Raw genomic sequence first — 20,336 nt, 5'->3', positions numbered from 1 at the left:
ATTAGTTTTTCTCCTTTTTTAGTCTGAGTAAATCAATAAAAGCTTCAATTCTGGTTATAATATGACTTTCACCGGTCTGCTCATCAATTCTTAAAGTCATAAAAGCTTTATTATTTTCTTTAGCATCTACTTCTAAAATCTGACCAAGCATTGAGTCAGGACCACAACCAAAAGCCGTTAAGTGAATAACTCCATCTATTTTATCATTTTTAAAATAGTGTTCTGCCGCTCCATAAAGTTTGTTTGTAAACTCCCAGAACATCGGTTTTCGCAAACTGGATAATTCTTTTTCTATTATTTCTTCTGCTACCATAGAAAAAGTATGAACGCGAACTCCCATTTCTTTAAGTTTATTTATAATATCCATATTTATGTACTGATCAAATACATTGTAAACATATCCAATCAGAGCAATATCAACAACCTCTTCCTTCCCGGCAGTTTTTATTTTTTTTCTTTTGCTCTGAGGAAAATTATTATCAGTTTCAAATTTAGAAATTAAATTCTCCAGCGCTTCAATGTCCTCAATCTTTGCAAAATCATCAATCAGATAACCTTTATAAAGAAGTTTTCTGTAGCGCTGCCAGAATTCTGCTGCTTTTTTCAAAGCTTTCTTCATCTCTTTTTTGGGAATATCCAGAACTGCAGCCAGCTTTTGATGATTGGAGTAATCTGCTATATTATCATTTTTTGAATCAATCTGATCTGAAATCAACTCTGTATTTAACCCGGGCAGAGAATGTTTAACCATATCCGGCAGCCCCAGAAATTTAGGACATAAAACGACACCTTTTCTAATTGATCGAAATCTGGGTAAAAATATATAATCAACTTCTTTTTGATCTAAATTTATTAGATGGCCAATCATAACTTTTATGGGAACACAAATTTCAGACAGTGACTTCTTAACTCCCTTATCCAGTAATTCTCTGGATGTACTGTCCGAAATGACTGGTTCCAGATTAAGCTCCGTCAAAAGTTTAAGCCAGAAAGGGAAATAATAATAATAGAGCAGAGCTCTTGGAATACCTATTTTTCTATTTTTCATATATCGATTCCTCCACAATTTAGCAGAAATTATTATCAATTTATAAATATTTTATCTTAAAAAGATAAAAAAATCAAAAAAGCTTTAATCACCTTTAAACTGAAAATCAGCTGCTGTGCCCCAATGATCTGGACATTTTTTTAGAATATTCAACAACAAGATCAGCCAGTTCGCTCATTCTACTTTCCGTCATTCTGGTAATGGGAGCTGAAATACTAAAAGCTGCCACTACCTCACCCCGGTGATTAAAAATTGGTCCTGCTATACAGCGGATATCCTCTTCCTGCTCCTCATCGTCGACTGCATAACCCTGTTTTTTTACTTTTTTTAGATGAATCAGAAACTCTTCAATACTGGTAATTGTATTTTCAGTATTTTTCTCCATTCCTTTTTCTTTTAATATTTCTCTAACTTTTTCTTCTGGTAAATGAGCCATTATTGCTTTGCCAAGACTGGTCGAATGAGCCGGAACTCTTTTACCGACCTGCGAATACATGCGGATTGTGGCCGTACTCTCTACTTTATCTAGATAAATAACCTCACCGGAATCGAGGATCCCAAGGTGAATTGTCTCTTTAGTCTTCTGCATCAATTCCTCTAAATACGGACGGACCCTAATTCGGCTGTCAATATCATTTAAAACCTTAGAACTCAGTTCAAATAAATTAATCCCGGCAATATATTTGTGGTTATCTTCATTTTTTTCCAGATATCCCCTAAATTTAAGAGTATCCAGCAGCCGATAAACTGTACTTTTGTGAATATCTAGCTCCCGACTGATTTCTGTTACACCCATTCCATTTTCTTTTCCTACTATTAATTCCAGAATATCAAGTGCTCTATCAAGAGACTTTATTAACTGGTTTGGTTTTTTAGAAGCCATTATTAATTCCTTTCTCAATAAAAAATATTAAACTAATTTTTTAAACAAAATACTTCCTGCAAACGAAAAGGAAATCTTTAACTTTAACTTTAACTAAATTATATATTTACTCAACAACAGATAATATCTGCTGACGATTTTTATCTAAATCAGGGATATAACTTTTCATGAGCTTTAAATTCCCTTCCACCCTAAACTCTTCCGAATAAGCAGGAATCAACACACTATCAATTTCAGCTAATTCAAGCTCCTGATCATCATAAAATAGTTTGCCTGATCCCTCTACAACTGTTAAAATATAAAATCGCTCCTGGTCACCCTGATCCTGATAGACTGTCTTTACATTAATAATATCAAGAGCAAATTTATCATTCAAACAAAAATAGCTGTAGTCAAAATCATCACCACATACTTTGAGACCTTTTCTTTTTTCAGAGCTTAATTTAAAATCAATAACATCCATTGCCTTTGATAAGTGCAGTTCTCTGCCGCGGCCATAATCATAGACTCTGTAGGTTGTATCACTGCTCTGCTGTATTTCAGCCAGCATAATTCCAGCTCCTATAGCATGAAGCAGCCCGGCCTTAATAAAAAAGACATCTCCTTTTTTTACTTTAATCTTTTTAACATATTGATTAATTTCATCATTCTGCACTGCCTTTTTAAATTCGCTTTCTGTACAGTCTTCAGTACCAATAACTAAATAAGAATCTTCATCAGCATCAATAACATACCAGGCTTCTGTTTTACCAGCTTCACCCGAATATTTAGCCGCATAATCATCATCTGGATGAACCTGAATTGAAAGCTGAGCCTGTGCATCAAGTATTTTTAATAAAAGTGGAAATTCTTCTGCCTCTATTTCCTCTCCCAGAATTTGCTGAGGATACATTGAAGTCAGTTCTTTAAGACTTTTACCACTTAATTTGCCATTTTGAACAATACTCATCCCTGCTTCCTGAGCAGAAACATCCCAGCTTTCACCAATCTGTCCTTCCACCTCTGGTAGATCATTGCGATAATTCTGGAGTTTATTTCCTCCCCAAATCTTCTCTATATATTTATGATCAAATTTTAGCGGGTAAAACATATTTTATTCCTCCCAATCTATATTTAGTATATCTTATTGAGCATTCAATTTAACTTTTAATCGGTCACCATCATTTATTTTTGCTGAAAGATTAACTGGTTCTCCATTTAAAACCAACTGCATCTTCTGCTTCATCTTACCAGAGATCCCATAATTAATATAATCAAATACTCCTTCAACAGTTAAGGTGCGCGAAAAAGCTCTGATCTGATCCCCATTCTGGATTTTATAATCCAGTTCGACTTTTTCTCCATCGACCTCTATTTCCCATCTCTGATTGGGAACACTTAGCTCACTGCCATTAAAGTAAAAATCAATTTCCTGGTTACCCTTTTCCTGCAGTAACTTCCTGATTGTAAGGGTTTTTTCCTGTTTTTCTTTAATTTGAAGTTTCAAATCGGATTCTAAAGAACGATCCAGATCAACTTTTTCCCCTTCCACTGTAGTAACAGAAAATCTGGAAATGACAGTTTCTTCTTCTCTACCATTAAAATTATATTTAACACTTTCATTAGTAAAAGTTGCTGCAGGAACCTCCATCAGTTGAGCCAGAGCCTCCCTAATAGTTTCTGGTACAGTATATTCGATCTCAGCTCCATCAACTAATTTTTCCTCTAAATTTACCAGTTTTCCATTTTGAAAAACACTAGTACCAACTTTGTTTTTACTGCCATTTAAATATATATCATAATTACATAGATCCTCATCTGGAATAATTTCTTTAATTTTTGCCTCAGCATTCTTTCCTGGTCTGCCAGCCTGAAAACTAATCCGATCACCATTAGAAACTCTCTGTTTAAGTTTAGCTTCCTCCTGATTTAGAAATATTTTGGCTGCACTACCCATTTCTCCTTTTACGGTTTTTAGTTCACCGTTTACTGTAGCAGTAATCCCCATCCCCGGACGAGGACTAAGCTGTTCCATTTCTATATCTGCAGCAAGCAGTGCATCGGCAACTGTGGGTTGAGATAGTGTAAGCAGATTTATTCGATCACCATTGACCTCGACTTCAATAAAAACAGCCTTACTTTGTGTTTCTCGAGTACTAACTGCTATCCCAAGTGGAGTCAGCGTTTGAGTCGTGTTAACTCCTTCAATTTCACCTTCAATATTATTTAAATCTTCTCTTTTTCTAATTCCAATTCTACTCTCAATTATATCAATTTTTTTAGCAAACTTCTCTTTCAGGCCAGGAGTCAGACTCCCTCCTCCAATAAAGATAACAGCCTGAGGTGGAGCGGAATTTATTTCTAAAATACTTTCTGCAATTGAACTGCTTAAATTTTCGAGCTGTTCCTCGATTGCAGCCAGAACCTCATCTTTATTTAACACCAGGCTCTCACCCAGAATTGTTTTAACTTCTAAATTTTCATTTTTTAAGAGACTGCATTTTACATTCTCAGCATTATTGTAATCAATTAAAAACTTCTCGGAAATAATTTCAGTAATTTCGTCACCTGCCACTGGCACCATTGCATAACCTGAAATAGAGCCGCTTTTACTAATTGCAATATCAGAAGTTCCAGCTCCTATATCTACCAGGGCCAGATTAAAGTTATTCATTGCTTCTGGAATAACCACCTGAGAAGCAGCAATTGGCTCAAGTGTTAAATGTTCAACTTCCAATCCAACTCTATTAATTACGGAAAGTAGTGAGTCGATAACAATCCTTGGTAAAAAAGTTGCAACCAGTTCAACTTCCATATTCTTGCCCCGCTGCCCCAATAAATGACCCAGTTCCATTCCATCCAAACTATATCTGCGAACTGTATAGCCAACAAAATGATAATCTACAGCATTATTTTTATTTTTCTTAGTTTCCAGTCCCTGATTCTGATAAGACTGGTTCTGCTGCTGATCTTTTTTAAGTTCAGCCTGAGCTTTTTGAATAGTTTTTAACTCTAAAGTTTTAAGATCTTCCTCTTCTATATATCTGCTTCTTTCCAGTTCAATATTGTGGCTTTGGGTTACAGTTTTTAAGGCTCTTCCCGCTGCTGCTATGGCAACATTCTTTAAGCTTAGGCCTGATTTTTCTTCCAGTTCCTTTTTCACTTCGGCAACGGCATCTGCCACCCGGGCCACATTATGTATCTGACCATCAAGCATCGCTCTGGTCTGATGTTCACGCACAGCAGAATTGACAATCTGATAGCCATTTTCATTTTCTTTTATTAATATCCCGACAATTGTTCTGGTGCCGATATCCAGAGCAAAGGTGATCTCATTGGTCATAAAGATATTCCTCCCTGTAAACATTTAGTAAAAAATAAAATTAAATAAATTTTCCTACCTGCTAATTATATTCTATATTGAGGGTGATATCCCTTTAAATTAATCGAAGAAAAATGTTACAAAGCTTCTTAAATCAAGAAAACTACCTCCCTGAGTAATTTAGGAAGATAGTTTTAAAAAAACTCAAATTTTATTAAAGAAAAATTATTTTTGAATCAGATATTTAAACAATAACTTTAGTAATTACGATGTTCATATGTTTTAAAAGATCCAATTCTCGATCCAACTCATTGCCTTCATCATCTTCAATTAATCTGAGTATTGGCCGGGTAGGAAAACCTACATTCTGTGTTCTAACTACCGCGCGATGACCCGTACTTAAAATTACTTCTGAACCATTAGGATAAAAAGAAACCTGGGGCAGAAACTTTTTAACCAGCTGATAATCAAATAACTGTTCAGTATGATTCATAATATATTCAGCAGCTTTATAGGTTGGCCATCTGTCCCTATAAACTCGGTCACTTGTCAGCGCATCAAAAACATCAGCAATAGCAGCCACTCTGGCAAATTCGTGGATTTCATCACCTTTTAGTCCGCGTGGATATCCAGAACCATCAACTCGCTCATGATGTGAATAAACTACAATCCGCGATAGTGGACTTATAGATTCTATCTGTTGAAGATAATTGAAGCCAAGTTCAGGATGATTTTGAATTACTTCATATTCATGATCTGTTAGTTTGTCTGGCTTATTCAGGATTTCTTCGGGAATCAAAGTTTTACCTACATCATGCAGCATACCACCCATACCAAGCTTAAAAAGCTCACTTTTACTGTAACCAAGCATTTTACCAAGAGCAATACAGATAACACTTACATTGACTGAATGCTCATAAGTATAATTGCTGGTACTCTTTAAACTTACCAGATTTAATAAAACATCTTCATTTAAAACCAGCTCATCAGTAATATCTTCAATAACATTTTTTAAATCACCAGTATTCAAATCTATAAACCCATTTTTAATTCTATCAAAAGTATTAGTCACAATCTTTTTACCATTACGTCTTGTGCTGTCCTTAATTGCTTCATTTATTTCGATATCATATGAATACTTATCTTCTACATATAGATGCTTTATTCCAAGTTCCAGCAGTTTTCTTTTATATTTATAGAGATTACTAACACCCTTATTAAGTAATACATTTCCATTTTCATAAATTGGTTTGGCAAGTTCCATATCTTCTTTTAAATTTTCTGTTAAGACTAGACGCATATTCTATGATCCTTTCCCCACAATAGCTAAAATAATTTTTCTCTAAAAAATATTTTCTATAAAAACTATTTAAATCCTTTAAAATTTCAAAATAAAGATCTAATGCAATTTATAACTTTTTTCTGCTTTTTTATTCATGAACATTTTTATAAATTTTTTGTTCCTCTTCTCGCGGCTGAAAAACTCCCAGGCCACCTCTTACTTTACAGTATCTTGCCGCAGTTTGCAATCCTTTAGTCAAAGCTTTTTGATAATTTTTTTCATTTTTTGCCAGATAAGTTAAAAAAGCAGCAATAAATGCATCTCCAGCTCCCAAGGTATCAATAACTTCTACTGGTAAAGAAGTTTCCTTAATTAAATTATCTCCAGTTTTCATTAAAACACCCTGATCACCAAGGGTCAAAATAGCAGCTTCAACTTCAAATTGAGAAACCCAGTCTAAAAAAGCTGCTGGATCCTCATTATCTTTACTTTCAGAGAAAAAGGCAATATCTACTTTAGAAATAATATCTTCTATATATTCTTTATTTCGAAGATAGGAGAAATCAAATGAAAGTTTAGTTTTATAATGAAGCTGAGGCAGATAATCTTCAAAATATGAATAAATATTGCTGTGAACAATTTTAGAATTTTTGATGATTTCCAGCACATTTTTGTTGATCTTTAAATTCTTATAGACACCTTTATCCACAGCTTCTACAATTGCTTTGTTTCCTGCTTTTCGAATAATCGAAAGTGCATTTCTTCCCTTTCTGATATCGTTAACTGGATAAGCTACTTTTTCCTTCTTTAAAGTTTCAAATAAAAATTTCGCATTATCATCTGTTCCAAAAACTCCATAATAGGCCGCTTTAGCCCCCAGTCTTTTTGCAATCACAGCTGTGTTAAAAGCACCTCCACCGGCATAAACCTTCTTTTCTTCGGGATAATAATCAGCTATATTATCTCCTACAGAAAATATATCATACTGCATAATTTCCCTCCTCAATAATGAGTTTAAAGTCTTAAAAATACCTCTATTTTATTTTTCTATTAAACTCTGCAAATTCCTTTATTGGCTTTATCTTGTCAATGATCATTGGAACTAAGACAAGTTGAATAACCATCCCCGGAATCCCGGTAATAAAAGCTCCCTGTAGAAAAGGAATAAATGGTGGATTAAAATTAAAGATTGGCCCGATTGCAATTAAAGCCAGCCCATAAACCAAACGCCCCAGAATCATAGCAGAAATCAGACTCAAATATATATTCTTTGACCTATCTGAATAAAGATAACCAGCTATTAGTCCAAAAGCTGCCAGTTCAAAAGCCATCAAAACTGCAATTGGCGGCATCATAGGCGGCATAGCAAAAAGCAAAGTGCTAAATAAAGGTGTAATAAATCCTACCAGCGTCCCATAAAAAGGACCTAAAATTAAGGCTGTTAAAAAGACTGGAATGTGCATTGGGGAGATTAAATTCCCCAGTGTAATACTGCCAGTTAGGTTAACAAGTCTCGGTAATATTATTCCAAGAATCAACAAAAAACTTGCCCAGACTAATTTTCTTGTCTTATTTTTCAAAATAACCACTCCAGATTAAATATTTTATTTAAATTTAATACTGTCAATTAAATTTTCTATTTGTTTTTGCGGCTGAATATTATTTGTACTTGCCAATTCAAAACTTAACCTTAAAAGCTGCTGTCTGCCTTTCTGATTAATAAAATATTTAAGTTCAACCTGCTGATTTCGATTTAATTGTAACTGATAAATATCCAGTTTATCATCCTTAATAACTCGCTTACTTACCTGATAACCATTTTCCTCTGCCTCAATAGCTGCATAATTAAACTGTTTACGTCCTGTTTCCATAAAAGTTTTAGAACTTAAATCTTCTAAGAATATTTCTGCTTTTAATTTTTCTGCCTGAAGCTGATATCTAAAACGGACCTCTCTCTTTAATACTCGCTCCTCTTTTATCTCCCAGTCGGAGGGATAGGAAAATGAAATCAGACTATTTTCAAAGTTTGCAGAATCAACTTTCACCGGCAGATTAAGACTGGTATCATTACTTTCTGTATTTTTTTCGCCAGTAGTTTTAGATTTTTTTTGCGCAATATATTCTTTGAGATAGTCAATCCGACTTTGAGGAATAGGATGAGTCTGAGTGAACTCCAGCAGTTTGAAATTATTACTATTTTTCTTAAAAATTTGCATTAGCTCTATCAAGCCCTGAGGATCATAGCCACTTCTTAACATTAAGTCTACCGCATAAATATCTGATTCCTGTTCCTGATCTCTAGAATAACCATTGGCTATTAAATTCTGAGCCACATTAGTCATGGTCTGATATTCATTATCGGTAAAATGATTGAATAAAATGTTTAACAATGATAATCCTAAATTTCTTTCTAAATCCTCAGTCAGGTGTTCCTCCACAGCATGTCCCATCTCATGAGCAATTAAACCTGCCAGCTGGTCTTCAGTGTTCAGTTTCTGTAACAAGCCTTCAAAAAGCATTATATTTCCAGCACCAATATAGTAGGCATTAATTTTTTTATCATCAACATGGTGGGCTTTAAATTCTTCATTCTTAAATTTCTCTTTAATTATATTTTTCTCAAGTGTTTTAAGAGTTTCATATTCCAGGCTGCCTTCCCTAAATTCGGTAATCCTATATTTTTGGTTCAGATCCTTATATAATCTATCTGCAACATCTTTCTCATAATCAGAAAAAGCAGACACAGCTGAAATATTAAAAATCATAATTAAAAATAATATTAAAATTACTGAAAAAACCTTATTAAAATGATACTTTAAATTTCTCATATTAAAGCCTCCAATCTTAAGTAGTTTACTTATATATCTATTGTAATACTTTTTCTTAAAAAATAAAACCCCTAATTTAGAATTATTGACATCACTAAATTAGGGGCTCTACTATAAAGCTAATTAATCTTAAACTTCTCTATTTCTCAGCTAAAAACTTTTTTTCTTTTTTAATTGTTCGTTTACTCTCTGTAAACGCTGGTCCACCTTTAGTAGCATGGGAGTTAACTGCAGCCTCAACGGAAAGTTTTTTCTGCAATACCTCTGCCTCGACTTCTATATGCTGAGCCAGCAGTTCTTCCCACTCAGCCTGCCCCAGCTGGTCCAGTTCTTTTTCTTTTTTAGCAGCAAATAATACTGCCTCTCCTACAATCTGATGCGCCTGACGGAAAGGAATCCCTTTATCTGCCAGGAAATCGGCCAGTTCCGTTGCATTTAAAAACCCTTTGCTCGCAGCCTTTTTCATTACTTCTTTTTTTACTTTCATAGTCTTTAACATCTCTGGATATAACTTGAGAATTATTTTGACTGTATCTACACTATCAAAGAGGCCTTCCTTATCCTCCTGAAGATCCTTATTATAAGCAAGAGGCAGGCCTTTAATGGTCAGCATCAGCTGATTTAAACTGCCGATTACTCGGCCGGTTTTACCTCTTACCAGTTCCGCCAGATCAGGGTTCTTTTTTTGAGGCATAATTGAACTTCCAGTTGTATACTGATCCGCCAGCTCAATAAAAGAAAACTCCTTAGAATTCCATAAAATAACTTCTTCACTTAAGCGGCTTAAATGCAGCATTAAATTTGAAGCAACAGACAAAAATTCTAAAACAAAATCTCGATCACTAACTCCATCCAGCGAATTTTCGCAGGCTCTATCAAAGCCCAGCTCCTGAGCCGTAAAATCGCGATCTAAGTTAAAAGAACTGCCTGCAAGAGCACCTGAACCTAAAGGAGAAACATTAATTCTTTTTAAGGCATCCTGAAAACGCTCGTAATCACGCTTCATTTTAAAGTAATAGGCGAGAAGATGATGACCAAAAGTTAACGCCTGTGCCCGCTGCAAATGGGTATAACCCGGCATTACAGTTTCTATATGTTCCTCTGCCAGTTCGAGCAAAACCTGCATAAATTTTAAGATCATTTCCATAATTTGCTCAGTCTGATCTCTGAGATATAAACGCATATCAACAGCGACCTGATCATTTCGGCTGCGTCCTGTGTGAAGTTTGCCTCCCAGCTCACCAATTTTTTGGGTCAGTCTTGATTCAACCAGACTGTGAATATCTTCAGCTTCATTAAAATCAAAAGCTCCAGTTTCTAATTCAGCCCTGAGATCTTTTCTGACAGCTTTAAGACCTTCAGTAATTTTTTCAACTTCTTCTGCTTTTAGAATATCCTGTCTACCCAGCATTTTAACATGGGCCAGGCTGCCTCTTATATCATATTCCATTAAATTAATATCAAAAGGAAGAGAAGCATTAAATTTGTCCATTAGTTCCGAAGTCTTTGCCTCAAATCTTCCTCCCCATAATTTGTTTTTTGCCATCTATTTCTCTTCTCTCTTTTTCTGATTTGCCACCTGCAGAGGTAGAGCCCAGAGATTAATAAATCCAGGAGCAGATTTATGATCAAAATTATCACTTTCATCATAAGTAGCCAGTCCGTGGTCATAGAGAGAGTACTCAGATTTTCTACCTGCCAGAGTACAGCTTGCTTTATATAACTTAACTTTAACTGTACCGGTTACAGTTTCCTGGGCCCTTTCCACAAAGGCATCTAAAGCATCCCTTAAAGGTGAGAACCAGAGGCCATTATAGGTCAGCTCAGCATATTTAGCTGACATTTCTGCCTTGTAATTTTTAGTGTCACGATCTAAAGTCAGATCTTCCAGAGCTTTATGGGCGGTAATTAAAATCTCTCCTGCTGGTGCTTCATAAATCTCTCTCGATTTAATTCCAACCAGTCTGTCTTCTAACATATCGATTCTGCCGACTCCGTATTCTGAACCAACTGCATTTAACTTTTCTACAATTTCAATCGGAGACATCTTCTCTCCATCTACTGCTACTGGAATTCCTTTTTCAAAATCTATTGTAAGATATTTAGGCTTATCAGGTGTATCATCTACATCTTTAGTCCATTGATAGGCATCTGCAGGCGGTTCTTCCCAGGGATCTTCCAAAATACCACATTCAATACTGATCCCCCATAAGTTCTGGTCAATACTGTAGGGACTGTCTTTAGTCGCCTTAACAGGTATTCCATTCTCTTCTGCATACTCAATCTCTGCGTCTCTGGAAACAAATTCCCAGTCTCTTAAAGGTGCAATAATTTCCATTTCTGGCGCCAGAGCCTTAAAAGAAACTTCAAAACGAACCTGATCATTACCCTTACCAGTACAGCCATGAGCTAGTGCATCTACCCCCTCTTTCTTTGCAATCTCAACCATTCTTTTGGATATTAAAGGACGAGCCAGGGCTGTTGCCAGGGGATATTTTTCCTGGTACATCGCATTTACCTTAAGTGCCGGATAAACATAATCGGTAATAAACTCTTCTCTAATGTCATCAATATAGGCCTTAGAAGCACCTGTTGCCAGCGCCTTTTCTTCAACTGCATCCCAGTCCTGAGGCTGACCTAAATGGGCAGTATAAGTAATAATTTCCGCATCATATTTATCCTGCAGCCACTTAATCGCCACTGAAGTGTCAAGACCACCTGAATACGCCAACAAAATTTTCTTAATTTCTTTTTTAGCCATTTTTAAAATTCCTCCTTAGATTTTCTGCTCTCTTTTCAATTCTCAACAAATCAGACCAACAATTTTTCTATAAATATTTTCAGCAAAAAACTGCTAAAAAACTACAAAAACCCGCCTCCATATAATAGAGACAGGTTAATATCCGTGGTACCACTCTGCTTGATAACATAATTATCCACTTTCAGCTAATTTAACGCAATTCTACGTTTTTTCCTACTGAGTTCAGAAAAAATCCTCACAGATGCGCTTCAGAATCAAGTTTTGCTCGAGCTCACACCATCCTCGATTCGCTGATTCCACTAAAATTCCTACTCTTCTGTTCACAGGTTTATTTTTCTTTATTTTTAAGTATTATATAGTATTTAATTGCTGATTGCAAGAGATTTTGAAATTTATCTGTTCAATTTTAATCTTTTTCTGCTTACAGCTTAATTAATAATGCTCTGAATCAGCCTTTTGATCCTTTAATTGTAAAGCTAGCTTCCGGTTTTCCAACCTTTACAATGGGCTTAATGATTCTATCTACATATTTAATACCTGTATCTAAATTAGCTGCTGAGACTATTTATTATTCTGCTGTTATAACTCATCTGCTTTTAATTGTCTTATTTAGCCTTAAATTTATTAAAAAATTTAATATAAAAAAAGTTTTCCCCAGCTACTTTATTGTTTATGTGGGAATTGTTGTTGCCAGTGTTACTGCTCCAGCTTATAATAATTTGTTTTTAGGTCAGATATTATTTTATCTGGGTTTTGCATCTTACATAATACTATTACCAGTTATATCTTACAGGGTATTTAAAGTTAAAGAAATTCCAGAAGCAGCTCTACCTACGATTACTATCTTTACAGCTCCTGCAGGATTATGTCTGGCTGGATATTTAAGTTCATTTCCGGTTAAAAATATATTTATTTTAAGCTGTCTGCTGGCTTTGACTATCATTTCAGTCACAGCAGTAATTTTGTACTTACCTAAGATGATAGCAGGCGGATTTTACCCAAGCTTTTCTGCTTTTACATTTCCTTTTGTTATCACAGGAATTGGACTAAAAATGAGTAATAATTATTTAAAAAATAATTTTAATCTAAATTTCATAAATTATCCTGCTAGAATGGTAGAATTTTTAGCTGTAATAATTCTGGTTTTTGTTTTTTTATCATATTTTAAATTCTTATTTCGGCAAAACACCTTTTCAAACTCTCTGTAAATTAAAGCATAAGCAAAACCGTTTCTAAGTATATGAAAAAATTTACTGACAGAGGTCATCAAATCCAAGGTAACTTTCTCTTTCATATAAAAAAGAAACTCTTCTTCAAAAAAATTCGGCATAATTCCTTTAAAGAAGAGAATTTTAGAGTCAAATTTATAATTTTAATTTATTTACTTCCTCTAAAGTCGGCAGAGCAGCCATTGCTCCACTTGCTGATGCGGCCAGTGAACCAGAATAATTGGCAAACTTTAAAGTTTTTTCTAAGAAATCATCATCAATATCTTCCAGCTTTAGCTCATTCTGATTAAAGTTATATAAAACTCCAGACATAAAGGCATCTCCAGCTCCAGTTGTATCAACTGCATCTACTTTAAATGCTTCTACAAAACCAAGCTGATCTTTATAATAGTATGAGCCCTTACTGCCACAGGTAATAAAAATTACCGGAATATTATATTCAGCTTTTAATTCTGTTGCACCATTTTTAATATCTTTTTTGCCGGTTAAAAATTCAAGCTCTTCTTCTGAAACTTTTAGGATATCAACCTGATCCATTACAGATAAGATCATCTCTTTAGCATCAGCCAGAGAATCCCAGAGCATTTCTCTAAGATTAGGATCATAAGAAACCAGCATTCCATTTTGGTGAGCCAGTTCGATACCTTTTTTAGTTGCAGTTCTGGCCGGTTCATCAATTAAAGAAATAGACCCAAAATGATAAATCTTATTTTCCCTAAATAGTTTTTCATCAATTTCATCCGCTCTTAAAAATCTGTCAGCACTGGGATCAATATAAAAGTCAAAGCTTCTGTCACCATCTTCATCTAAAGTTACAAAGGTAATTGCTGTTTTAGCCTCATTAGTTAAAACAAGGTTGTCAATATTAACTTTTTCAGACTCTAACTTTTTTGCCAGAAAATTACCTAAAACATCATCCCCAACCTTACCAACAAAACTAATATCTACTCCCAGTCTGCTTAAAGCAACAGCAACATTGGCCGGTGCTCCACCTGGATTTTTGCGAAAGTCCATATTCTGATCATCTAGTGGTGTAAAATCAATTAAAGCTTCTCCTAAAGTTATTACTCCCTGCATTGAAAATCCTCCTTATTAAATTGAAAAATATTTACTTTATTATAACATAAATAGAGCCAAATCAACATTTTCTGGAAGAAATTTTTGTTCCAGCTGCTTTTAGAATAGACAAAAATGGCTCTCTGCTGATTTGACTCTTTGGAAAAAATTATTAACTGATAAATTTACCAAATGCTGTTCATTTCAAATATATTTAATTTGTTTATTTTAATTTCAGAGTTGTTCACACTTAGTTTAATCTCGTTTGAATTTTTCTCTGGAAAAACTAAATCAGTAATTGAAATTTCTCCATCGTCAATAAAGATCTCTATTGATGAATAATCAACAAAAATATCTAATAAAATATTATTACTGCTGATTCTATTAATGTTTTTCTCTTTTAAATAATTTTTATTAAAATCTACTAATCCAGTTTTACTTAAATCCAGACTAAAAGAATTTGTTTTCCCAGCATAATTTAATAGTGACTGCTGATCATCCTTTTTATGTAATGAAAGACTGAAATCACTCTCATCATCTATTTCTAATTCTGCTTTAAGCTGATAACTTTGTGAATTACAGGAAATCGAAAGTTCATCTTCCAGGAAAATATTTTCTTGATGATAAAACTCTTCACGAAGCTGATTCAGTTCCTTTACTGGCTTTTGAATAAGTCTCAATCCAGCTTTAGTATTTCTTAATGAAAGCTCTCGGGGAATTGACATCATCCCTCTCCAACCATCTGTAGGGATGTCTTCAGCATAGGCAATATTATTCATCCAGCCAAGCCATACTCTCCTTTGATCTGGCATATTGGACCAGCTCTGCAGAGCATACAAATCCTGACCAAAATCCACTTTATGACTTTTTTCTTCATCGGCTTCAAATCTTATACCGTCAAAATAACCAATAAAATACTGAGTTGAAACTCCTGCTTCTCCACCTTCCTGATCTCCAACCTGAAGAATCCATTTTTCCTGATTACTATTTTCAACTGAAAGTCTAAATAAATCTGGACATTCCCAGACCCCGCCGTGACTTCCCAGTTCAGAACCAAATTCACTTAAATATTTCCATTCTTTTAAATCAGGAGAATTATAAAATCTTACCCTATCATCACAGGCAATAACCAATACCCATTTTTCACTTTTCTGATGCCAGAAAACTTTAGGGTCACGAAAATCTTCAACCCCATAATTTTCGATAACAGGATTACCCTCATACTTTGTCCAGCTGCGTCCATTATCTTTACTATAGGCAATTGCCTGCTGCTGGAGTGGACTTTCTTCCCGCTCTAGATGAGTGGTATAAATAGCGACAAGCCCCTTTCCACCATCAAAAAAACCAGTTGTATCATTTTTATCTACAACTGCAGAGCCGGAAAAAATCATCCCAAGATCAGCATCAGGCTCAAGAGCAATCGGTAAATGCTCCCAGTGAATTAAATCTTTACTAACAGCATGGCCCCAGTGCATCGGCCCCCAGACCACATCTGCCGGATTGTACTGGTAAAAAAGATGGTATTCTCCCTGATAATAAACCATCCCATTTGGATCATTTGACCAATTTTTTTCTGGACTAAAGTGATACTGAGGTCTATATTTTTCTTTATATAAATTATTTGTAATCATTTTATCCATCCTTCATATATTAAATATACTAAATTCTTTCTATCTTATTTTCTAAGCTCTTTTTCTATTTTTAATTCCCTTTAATTCAAGTGAATCTTTAAAATGGCAGGCAGCAAAATGTTCACCTTCAACATTTTCCCACTCTGGTTTCTGCTCAGCACACTTCTTTTCCGCATAAGGACAGCGGGTTCTAAAAATACATCCTGATGGTAAATTAATAGGGTCAGGTGTCGAACCTTCGAGTACTATTCTGTTTCTCCTCTGTCCTGGTCTTGGAACAGCTGATAAAAGTGCCTCAGTATAGGGATGATAGGGATTTCTTAAGAGTTCTTCCCTTTCTCCAATTTCCACAATATTACCCATATACATCACAGCAATTCTATCAGAAACGTAACGAATTACCCCCAGATCATGAGAAATAAATAAAAAAGTGAGATCCATTTCTTTCTGTAATTTCTTTAATAAATTTAAAATTTGAGCCTGGACAGAAACATCAAGTGCAGAAACCGGTTCATCAGCTACAATAAATTGTGGTTTGATTGATAGGGCTCTTGCTATTCCAACCCGTTGGCGCTGTCCACCACTGAAACTGTGGGGATAACGGCTTAAATATTCTCTTCTTAAACCAACCTGCTCCAGTAAATCACCAGCCCTTTTTTTTCTACTGGCTTTATCTCCAATATTATTAACTACAAGTGGTTCAATAATATTATCCATTACTGTCATTCTTTCATTCAGAGAAGAAAAAGGATCCTGAAAAATCATCTGCATATTAGCTCTTACCTTACGCATATCTCTATTGTTGAGCTCCAGCACTGAAACTTTTTCATCTTCCTGGTTAAAATAAATATCACCAGCAGTTGGCTCCTGCAGCCTTAAAACTGCCCTACCTAAAGTTGATTTACCACAACCGCTTTCTCCAACCAGTCCTAAAGTTTCTCGCTGCTTTATTTTCAGGCTGACTCCATTAACCGCTTTAATCTCACCTACTTTACGATTAAAAATACCCTTTTCAATAGCAAAATATTGTTTTAAATCATTAATTTCTACTAATGTATCCTGCTGCATTTATTTTCCTCCTTTCGCTTATTCAGTATATAGAAAACATCTAACATAGTGACCTTCTTCCACCTCAATTTTATCCGGTGGATTACCCTGATCACAAACACCAGCTATCATTTCCGGACAGCGATCTGCAAAAGGACATCCAGCAGGAATATTGATAGGATCAGGAACCGTACCTTTTACCGGTTTTAACTCCTTTAACTCCCCATCCAAAGAAGGTATAGAATTCCACAAGCCTCTAGTATAGGGATGGAGTGGATTATCAATAATCTGATCAGAATCTGCAAATTCTACCTCTCTACCTAAATACATTACTGCAATTTGATCAGCTACCTCTGAAACAACAGCCAGATTATGAGTTATGATGATGATTGACATTCCAGTCTCATCCTGAAGTTCTTCTAATAATTCAAGTATTTGAGCTTCAACTGTTACATCTAGAGCTGTTGTTGGTTCATCTGCAATTAATAGTCTTGGTGAACAGGAAAGAGCCATTGCAATCATTGCTCTCTGCAGCATTCCTCCACTAAACTCATGGGGATAGGAGTCTACTCTTTCTTCTGCCTTTGGAATCCCTACCTGATCTAATAGATAGATTGTTTTATTTTTCGCTTCTTCTTCTGCCATTTCAGGATTGTGAATCATTATGGCTTCCATTATTTGATGACCAATTGTATATTGAGGTCCAAAAGATGTCATCGGCTCCTGAAAGATCATAGAAATCTCATTACCCCTTATATTTCTGATAGTATCTCCTCTCGCATCCAATTTTCCCAGATCTATAATCTTATTATCTTTCTGCTGATAATTAATAGATCCATCAACAATCTGACCGGGAGGAGATGGAATTAATCTTAAAATAGAATGAGCAGTTACAGACTTACCACAACCACTTTCTCCAATTACTCCCAGTGTTTTTCCTTTTTTAACATTCAAATTAACTCCGTCAACAGCTTTTACCGTACCGCGGTCTGTAAAAAAGTGTGTTTTCAAATTTTTCATTTCTAAAATATTATCATCTTTATTCATTACTAATCTCCCCCTTTCTATTTGCTGGAATATGGATCTGCCGCATCTCTTAAACCATCACCAATAAAGTTAAACATCAATACTGTAACAATTACAAACGCAGTTGGAATCAAATGCCAGGGATAATCAGCTAATACAGTAAGATCCTGTGCATCCTGCAGCAGTGTTCCCCAGCTGACAGCAGGTGGCTGAATACCTAAACCCAGAAAACTGAGTGTAGTCTCACCTAAAATCATTCCAGGGATTGCTAAAGTCAGGTGAACAACTAAATAACTGATAAATGCAGGTAGTAAATGTTTGGTGATAATTCTAAAGTCACTTGCCCCCGCAGCTCTTGCAGCCATTGCAAACTGTTCGTTTTTTAAAGACATTAGTTTACCTCGCACAACTCTGGCCAGTCCGGTCCAGCCAACTAAAGCTAAAATCATAGTTATTGCAAAATAGGTTTGAACTGCTGTCCAGTCCCTAGGAACAGCTGCAGAAAAAGCAATCCAGAGAGGAATTTTTGGAATACTCATCAATAACTCAACAGCCCTCATTATTATTTCATCAATAACTCCACCAAAATATCCAGAAATCCCACCAAGTAAACTTCCAATAATAAAGCTTAAGAAAACTCCACCAAAACCAACAAATAGTGAGACACGACCACCTATTAAAATCCTGGAAAATATATCACGGCTCAAATTGTCTGTTCCAAATAAAAATACAGGTGCATCTTTATCTCCAGTTCCAAATAATTTATGTTCCATTGGAATAAAACCCAATAATTTATATGGTTCTGATTCCACAAATAATTTAAGGGAATACTCTGTACTTTTATCTATCACATATTCATACTGAAAAGTTTCGGGATCTAATTCTTTGCTGTAACTGTAAACAAATGGGGTTCTTAAACCATTTTCTTCGCTGATCATATGAATTTCAGTTGGTGGAGCATACTTATAATCACCAATTCTTTCAACATGAGTATATGGAGCCACAAAACCAGCAAATATTGATGTAAAATATAAAATTGCAAGTACGGTTAAACCAAATGCAGCCAGTTTATGTTTTTTAAAACGATACCAGATCAGCTGACTTTGAGATGCATATTCAAGTCGCTCATACTTATCTTTTTTATTTTTTGAAAAAATATTTTTTATATAATTACCTATTTTTTTAAGTATAGAATCTTTAGATTCAGCCATTTCAACACTCCTTTCTTAATTATTTATAACGCACTTTTGGATCTACCCAGGCCAATAAAATATCAGATAATAAAGTACCAATTACAGTCAGCGAACTTAAAATCATAATTATTCCACCGGCAAGGTACATATCTTCACTTTGAACTGAACCCAGTAAAACCGGTCCCAGTGTTTTCAGATTTAGAACCTGAGATACAACAACTTCTCCACCAACAATTGCCGGCAGCATCCAGCCGATTGTACTGATTAAAGGATTAATTGCAACTCGAACAGGATACTTTAAAATCAATTTTCTTTCCTTCATTCCTTTTGCTCTGGCTGTTGTAACATACTGTTTTTTTAATTCATCAAGCAGAGTTCCTCTTAGGGTTCTGATTAAACCTGCAGTTCCAGCTGTTGCGATTACAACCAGTGGAATCCAGAGATTTTTTAGCATATCCAATACTCTAGCAAATGACCAGGATGCATCAACAAATTCAGGTGAAAAAATCCCAACAACAGCCCAACCGGTGTGAACATAGACAAAATACATTAACACAAGTGCAAATAAAAAGTTTGGTAAAGCGAGTCCGATAAATCCAAAAAAGGTAACAATATAATCAAAAATTGAATACTGATAGCGGGCTGAAAATATTCCAATTGGAACAGCCACAATCCACTGCAGCAGTATGGCCATCAGAGAAATCATAATCGTCATCGGAGCTCTTTCTGCTATAATTTCGCTTACCGGCTGTTTATAAACAAAAGATCTACCCATATCACCTTCAAAAATCATGTTTTTCATCCAGGTAAAATACTGGATATAGGCCGGCTGATTTAATCCATATCTGCTTTCAAGTCTTTCTATTTCATTTTCATCAGGCTGATATCCCTGATTTTTTAAATTTTGAATATATGTTTCAACATAACTTCCGGGTGGTAGTTGAACTACAATAAAAGAAATAACTGAAATCACTATTAACAAGGGAACTATTACTAAAAATCTACGCAAAATATAATTACCCAACTTTTTTCCCCCTCTTTAATTTTTTTA

At 35.0% G+C, this 20,336-nt stretch carries 17 protein-coding genes and 1 other annotated feature; of the genes, 1 reads left to right on the top strand and 16 read right to left on the bottom strand.

From position 1 onward, the window contains the following. Position 1: 1 nt before the first annotated feature. The 10 genes from BW929_RS04920 to BW929_RS04875 all read right to left on the bottom strand — a co-directional run bounded on the left by BW929_RS04920 (position 2) and on the right by BW929_RS04875 (position 12,103). Complete coding sequence (locus tag BW929_RS04920) at positions 2-1,048, bottom strand: acyl-CoA dehydratase activase-related protein (RefSeq protein WP_076544262.1); 1,047 nt, start codon at positions 1,046-1,048, stop codon at positions 2-4. 106 nt (positions 1,049-1,154) lie between these two features. Beyond that, positions 1,155-1,931, bottom strand: coding sequence for an IclR family transcriptional regulator (locus BW929_RS04915; RefSeq protein ID WP_076544261.1), 777 nt, complete (start codon positions 1,929-1,931; stop codon positions 1,155-1,157). Between the two features lie 106 nt (positions 1,932-2,037). Continuing rightward, positions 2,038-3,021 (bottom strand): type I phosphomannose isomerase catalytic subunit, encoded by a 984-nt coding sequence (locus BW929_RS04910; protein WP_076544260.1) that lies wholly within the window; start codon positions 3,019-3,021, stop codon positions 2,038-2,040. Positions 3,022-3,054: 33 nt separating this feature from the next. After that, the gene (locus BW929_RS04905) at positions 3,055-5,253 is read right to left on the bottom strand and encodes a cell division FtsA domain-containing protein (protein ID WP_076544259.1); all 2,199 of its coding nucleotides are present in this window, start codon (positions 5,251-5,253) and stop codon (positions 3,055-3,057) included. A gap of 223 nt (positions 5,254-5,476) precedes the next feature. Continuing rightward, positions 5,477-6,532 (bottom strand): HD-GYP domain-containing protein, encoded by a 1,056-nt coding sequence (locus BW929_RS04900; protein ID WP_076544258.1) that lies wholly within the window; start codon positions 6,530-6,532, stop codon positions 5,477-5,479. Between the two features lie 130 nt (positions 6,533-6,662). Next, positions 6,663-7,505, bottom strand: coding sequence for a PfkB family carbohydrate kinase (locus tag BW929_RS04895; RefSeq protein WP_076544257.1), 843 nt, complete (start codon positions 7,503-7,505; stop codon positions 6,663-6,665). Between the two features lie 43 nt (positions 7,506-7,548). Continuing rightward, on the bottom strand, positions 7,549-8,094 hold the full coding sequence (locus BW929_RS04890) for an ECF transporter S component (protein WP_076544256.1): 546 nt from the start codon (positions 8,092-8,094) through the stop codon (positions 7,549-7,551). Positions 8,095-8,118: 24 nt separating this feature from the next. Beyond that, the gene (locus BW929_RS04885; protein ID WP_076544255.1) at positions 8,119-9,342 is read right to left on the bottom strand and encodes a M48 family metalloprotease; all 1,224 of its coding nucleotides are present in this window, start codon (positions 9,340-9,342) and stop codon (positions 8,119-8,121) included. Positions 9,343-9,481: 139 nt separating this feature from the next. Beyond that, a complete protein-coding gene (argH, locus tag BW929_RS04880) occupies positions 9,482-10,888 on the bottom strand; it encodes an argininosuccinate lyase (RefSeq protein WP_076544254.1) in 1,407 nt (468 codons plus the stop codon). Continuing rightward, the gene (locus BW929_RS04875) at positions 10,889-12,103 is read right to left on the bottom strand and encodes an argininosuccinate synthase (RefSeq protein ID WP_076544253.1); all 1,215 of its coding nucleotides are present in this window, start codon (positions 12,101-12,103) and stop codon (positions 10,889-10,891) included. A 123-nt stretch (positions 12,104-12,226) separates the two neighbouring features. Further along, positions 12,227-12,436 (bottom strand) — a binding site (T-box leader). 98 nt (positions 12,437-12,534) lie between these two features. Here BW929_RS04875 and BW929_RS04870 point away from each other — a divergent pair. After that, the gene (locus tag BW929_RS04870; RefSeq protein WP_327077764.1) at positions 12,535-13,311 is read left to right on the top strand and encodes a TDT family transporter; all 777 of its coding nucleotides are present in this window, start codon (positions 12,535-12,537) and stop codon (positions 13,309-13,311) included. A gap of 156 nt (positions 13,312-13,467) precedes the next feature. Here BW929_RS04870 and BW929_RS04865 read toward each other — a convergent pair whose 3' ends face one another. The 6 genes from BW929_RS04865 to BW929_RS04840 all read right to left on the bottom strand — a co-directional run bounded on the left by BW929_RS04865 (position 13,468) and on the right by BW929_RS04840 (position 20,309). Continuing rightward, positions 13,468-14,409 (bottom strand): carbohydrate kinase family protein, encoded by a 942-nt coding sequence (locus tag BW929_RS04865; protein ID WP_076544251.1) that lies wholly within the window; start codon positions 14,407-14,409, stop codon positions 13,468-13,470. Positions 14,410-14,573: 164 nt separating this feature from the next. Then, positions 14,574-16,019, bottom strand: coding sequence for a glycoside hydrolase family 32 protein (locus tag BW929_RS04860; protein ID WP_076544250.1), 1,446 nt, complete (start codon positions 16,017-16,019; stop codon positions 14,574-14,576). Between the two features lie 51 nt (positions 16,020-16,070). Continuing rightward, a complete protein-coding gene (locus BW929_RS04855) occupies positions 16,071-17,087 on the bottom strand; it encodes an ABC transporter ATP-binding protein (protein WP_076544249.1) in 1,017 nt (338 codons plus the stop codon). A gap of 18 nt (positions 17,088-17,105) precedes the next feature. Beyond that, the gene (locus BW929_RS04850; RefSeq protein WP_076544248.1) at positions 17,106-18,113 is read right to left on the bottom strand and encodes an ABC transporter ATP-binding protein; all 1,008 of its coding nucleotides are present in this window, start codon (positions 18,111-18,113) and stop codon (positions 17,106-17,108) included. A gap of 17 nt (positions 18,114-18,130) precedes the next feature. Then, on the bottom strand, positions 18,131-19,303 hold the full coding sequence (locus BW929_RS04845) for an ABC transporter permease (RefSeq protein ID WP_084566094.1): 1,173 nt from the start codon (positions 19,301-19,303) through the stop codon (positions 18,131-18,133). 19 nt (positions 19,304-19,322) lie between these two features. Then, positions 19,323-20,309, bottom strand: a complete 987-nt coding sequence (locus tag BW929_RS04840; RefSeq protein ID WP_076544247.1) for an ABC transporter permease — start codon at positions 20,307-20,309, stop codon at positions 19,323-19,325. Positions 20,310-20,336 lie beyond the last annotated feature (27 nt).

It is taken from the genome of Halanaerobium kushneri (genome assembly GCF_900156285.1).
Lineage (GTDB): Bacteria > Bacillota > Halanaerobiia > Halanaerobiales > Halanaerobiaceae > Halanaerobium > Halanaerobium kushneri.
Note: the sequence above shows the minus strand (reverse complement) of the source record. Positions and strands in the feature narration are given on the sequence as shown.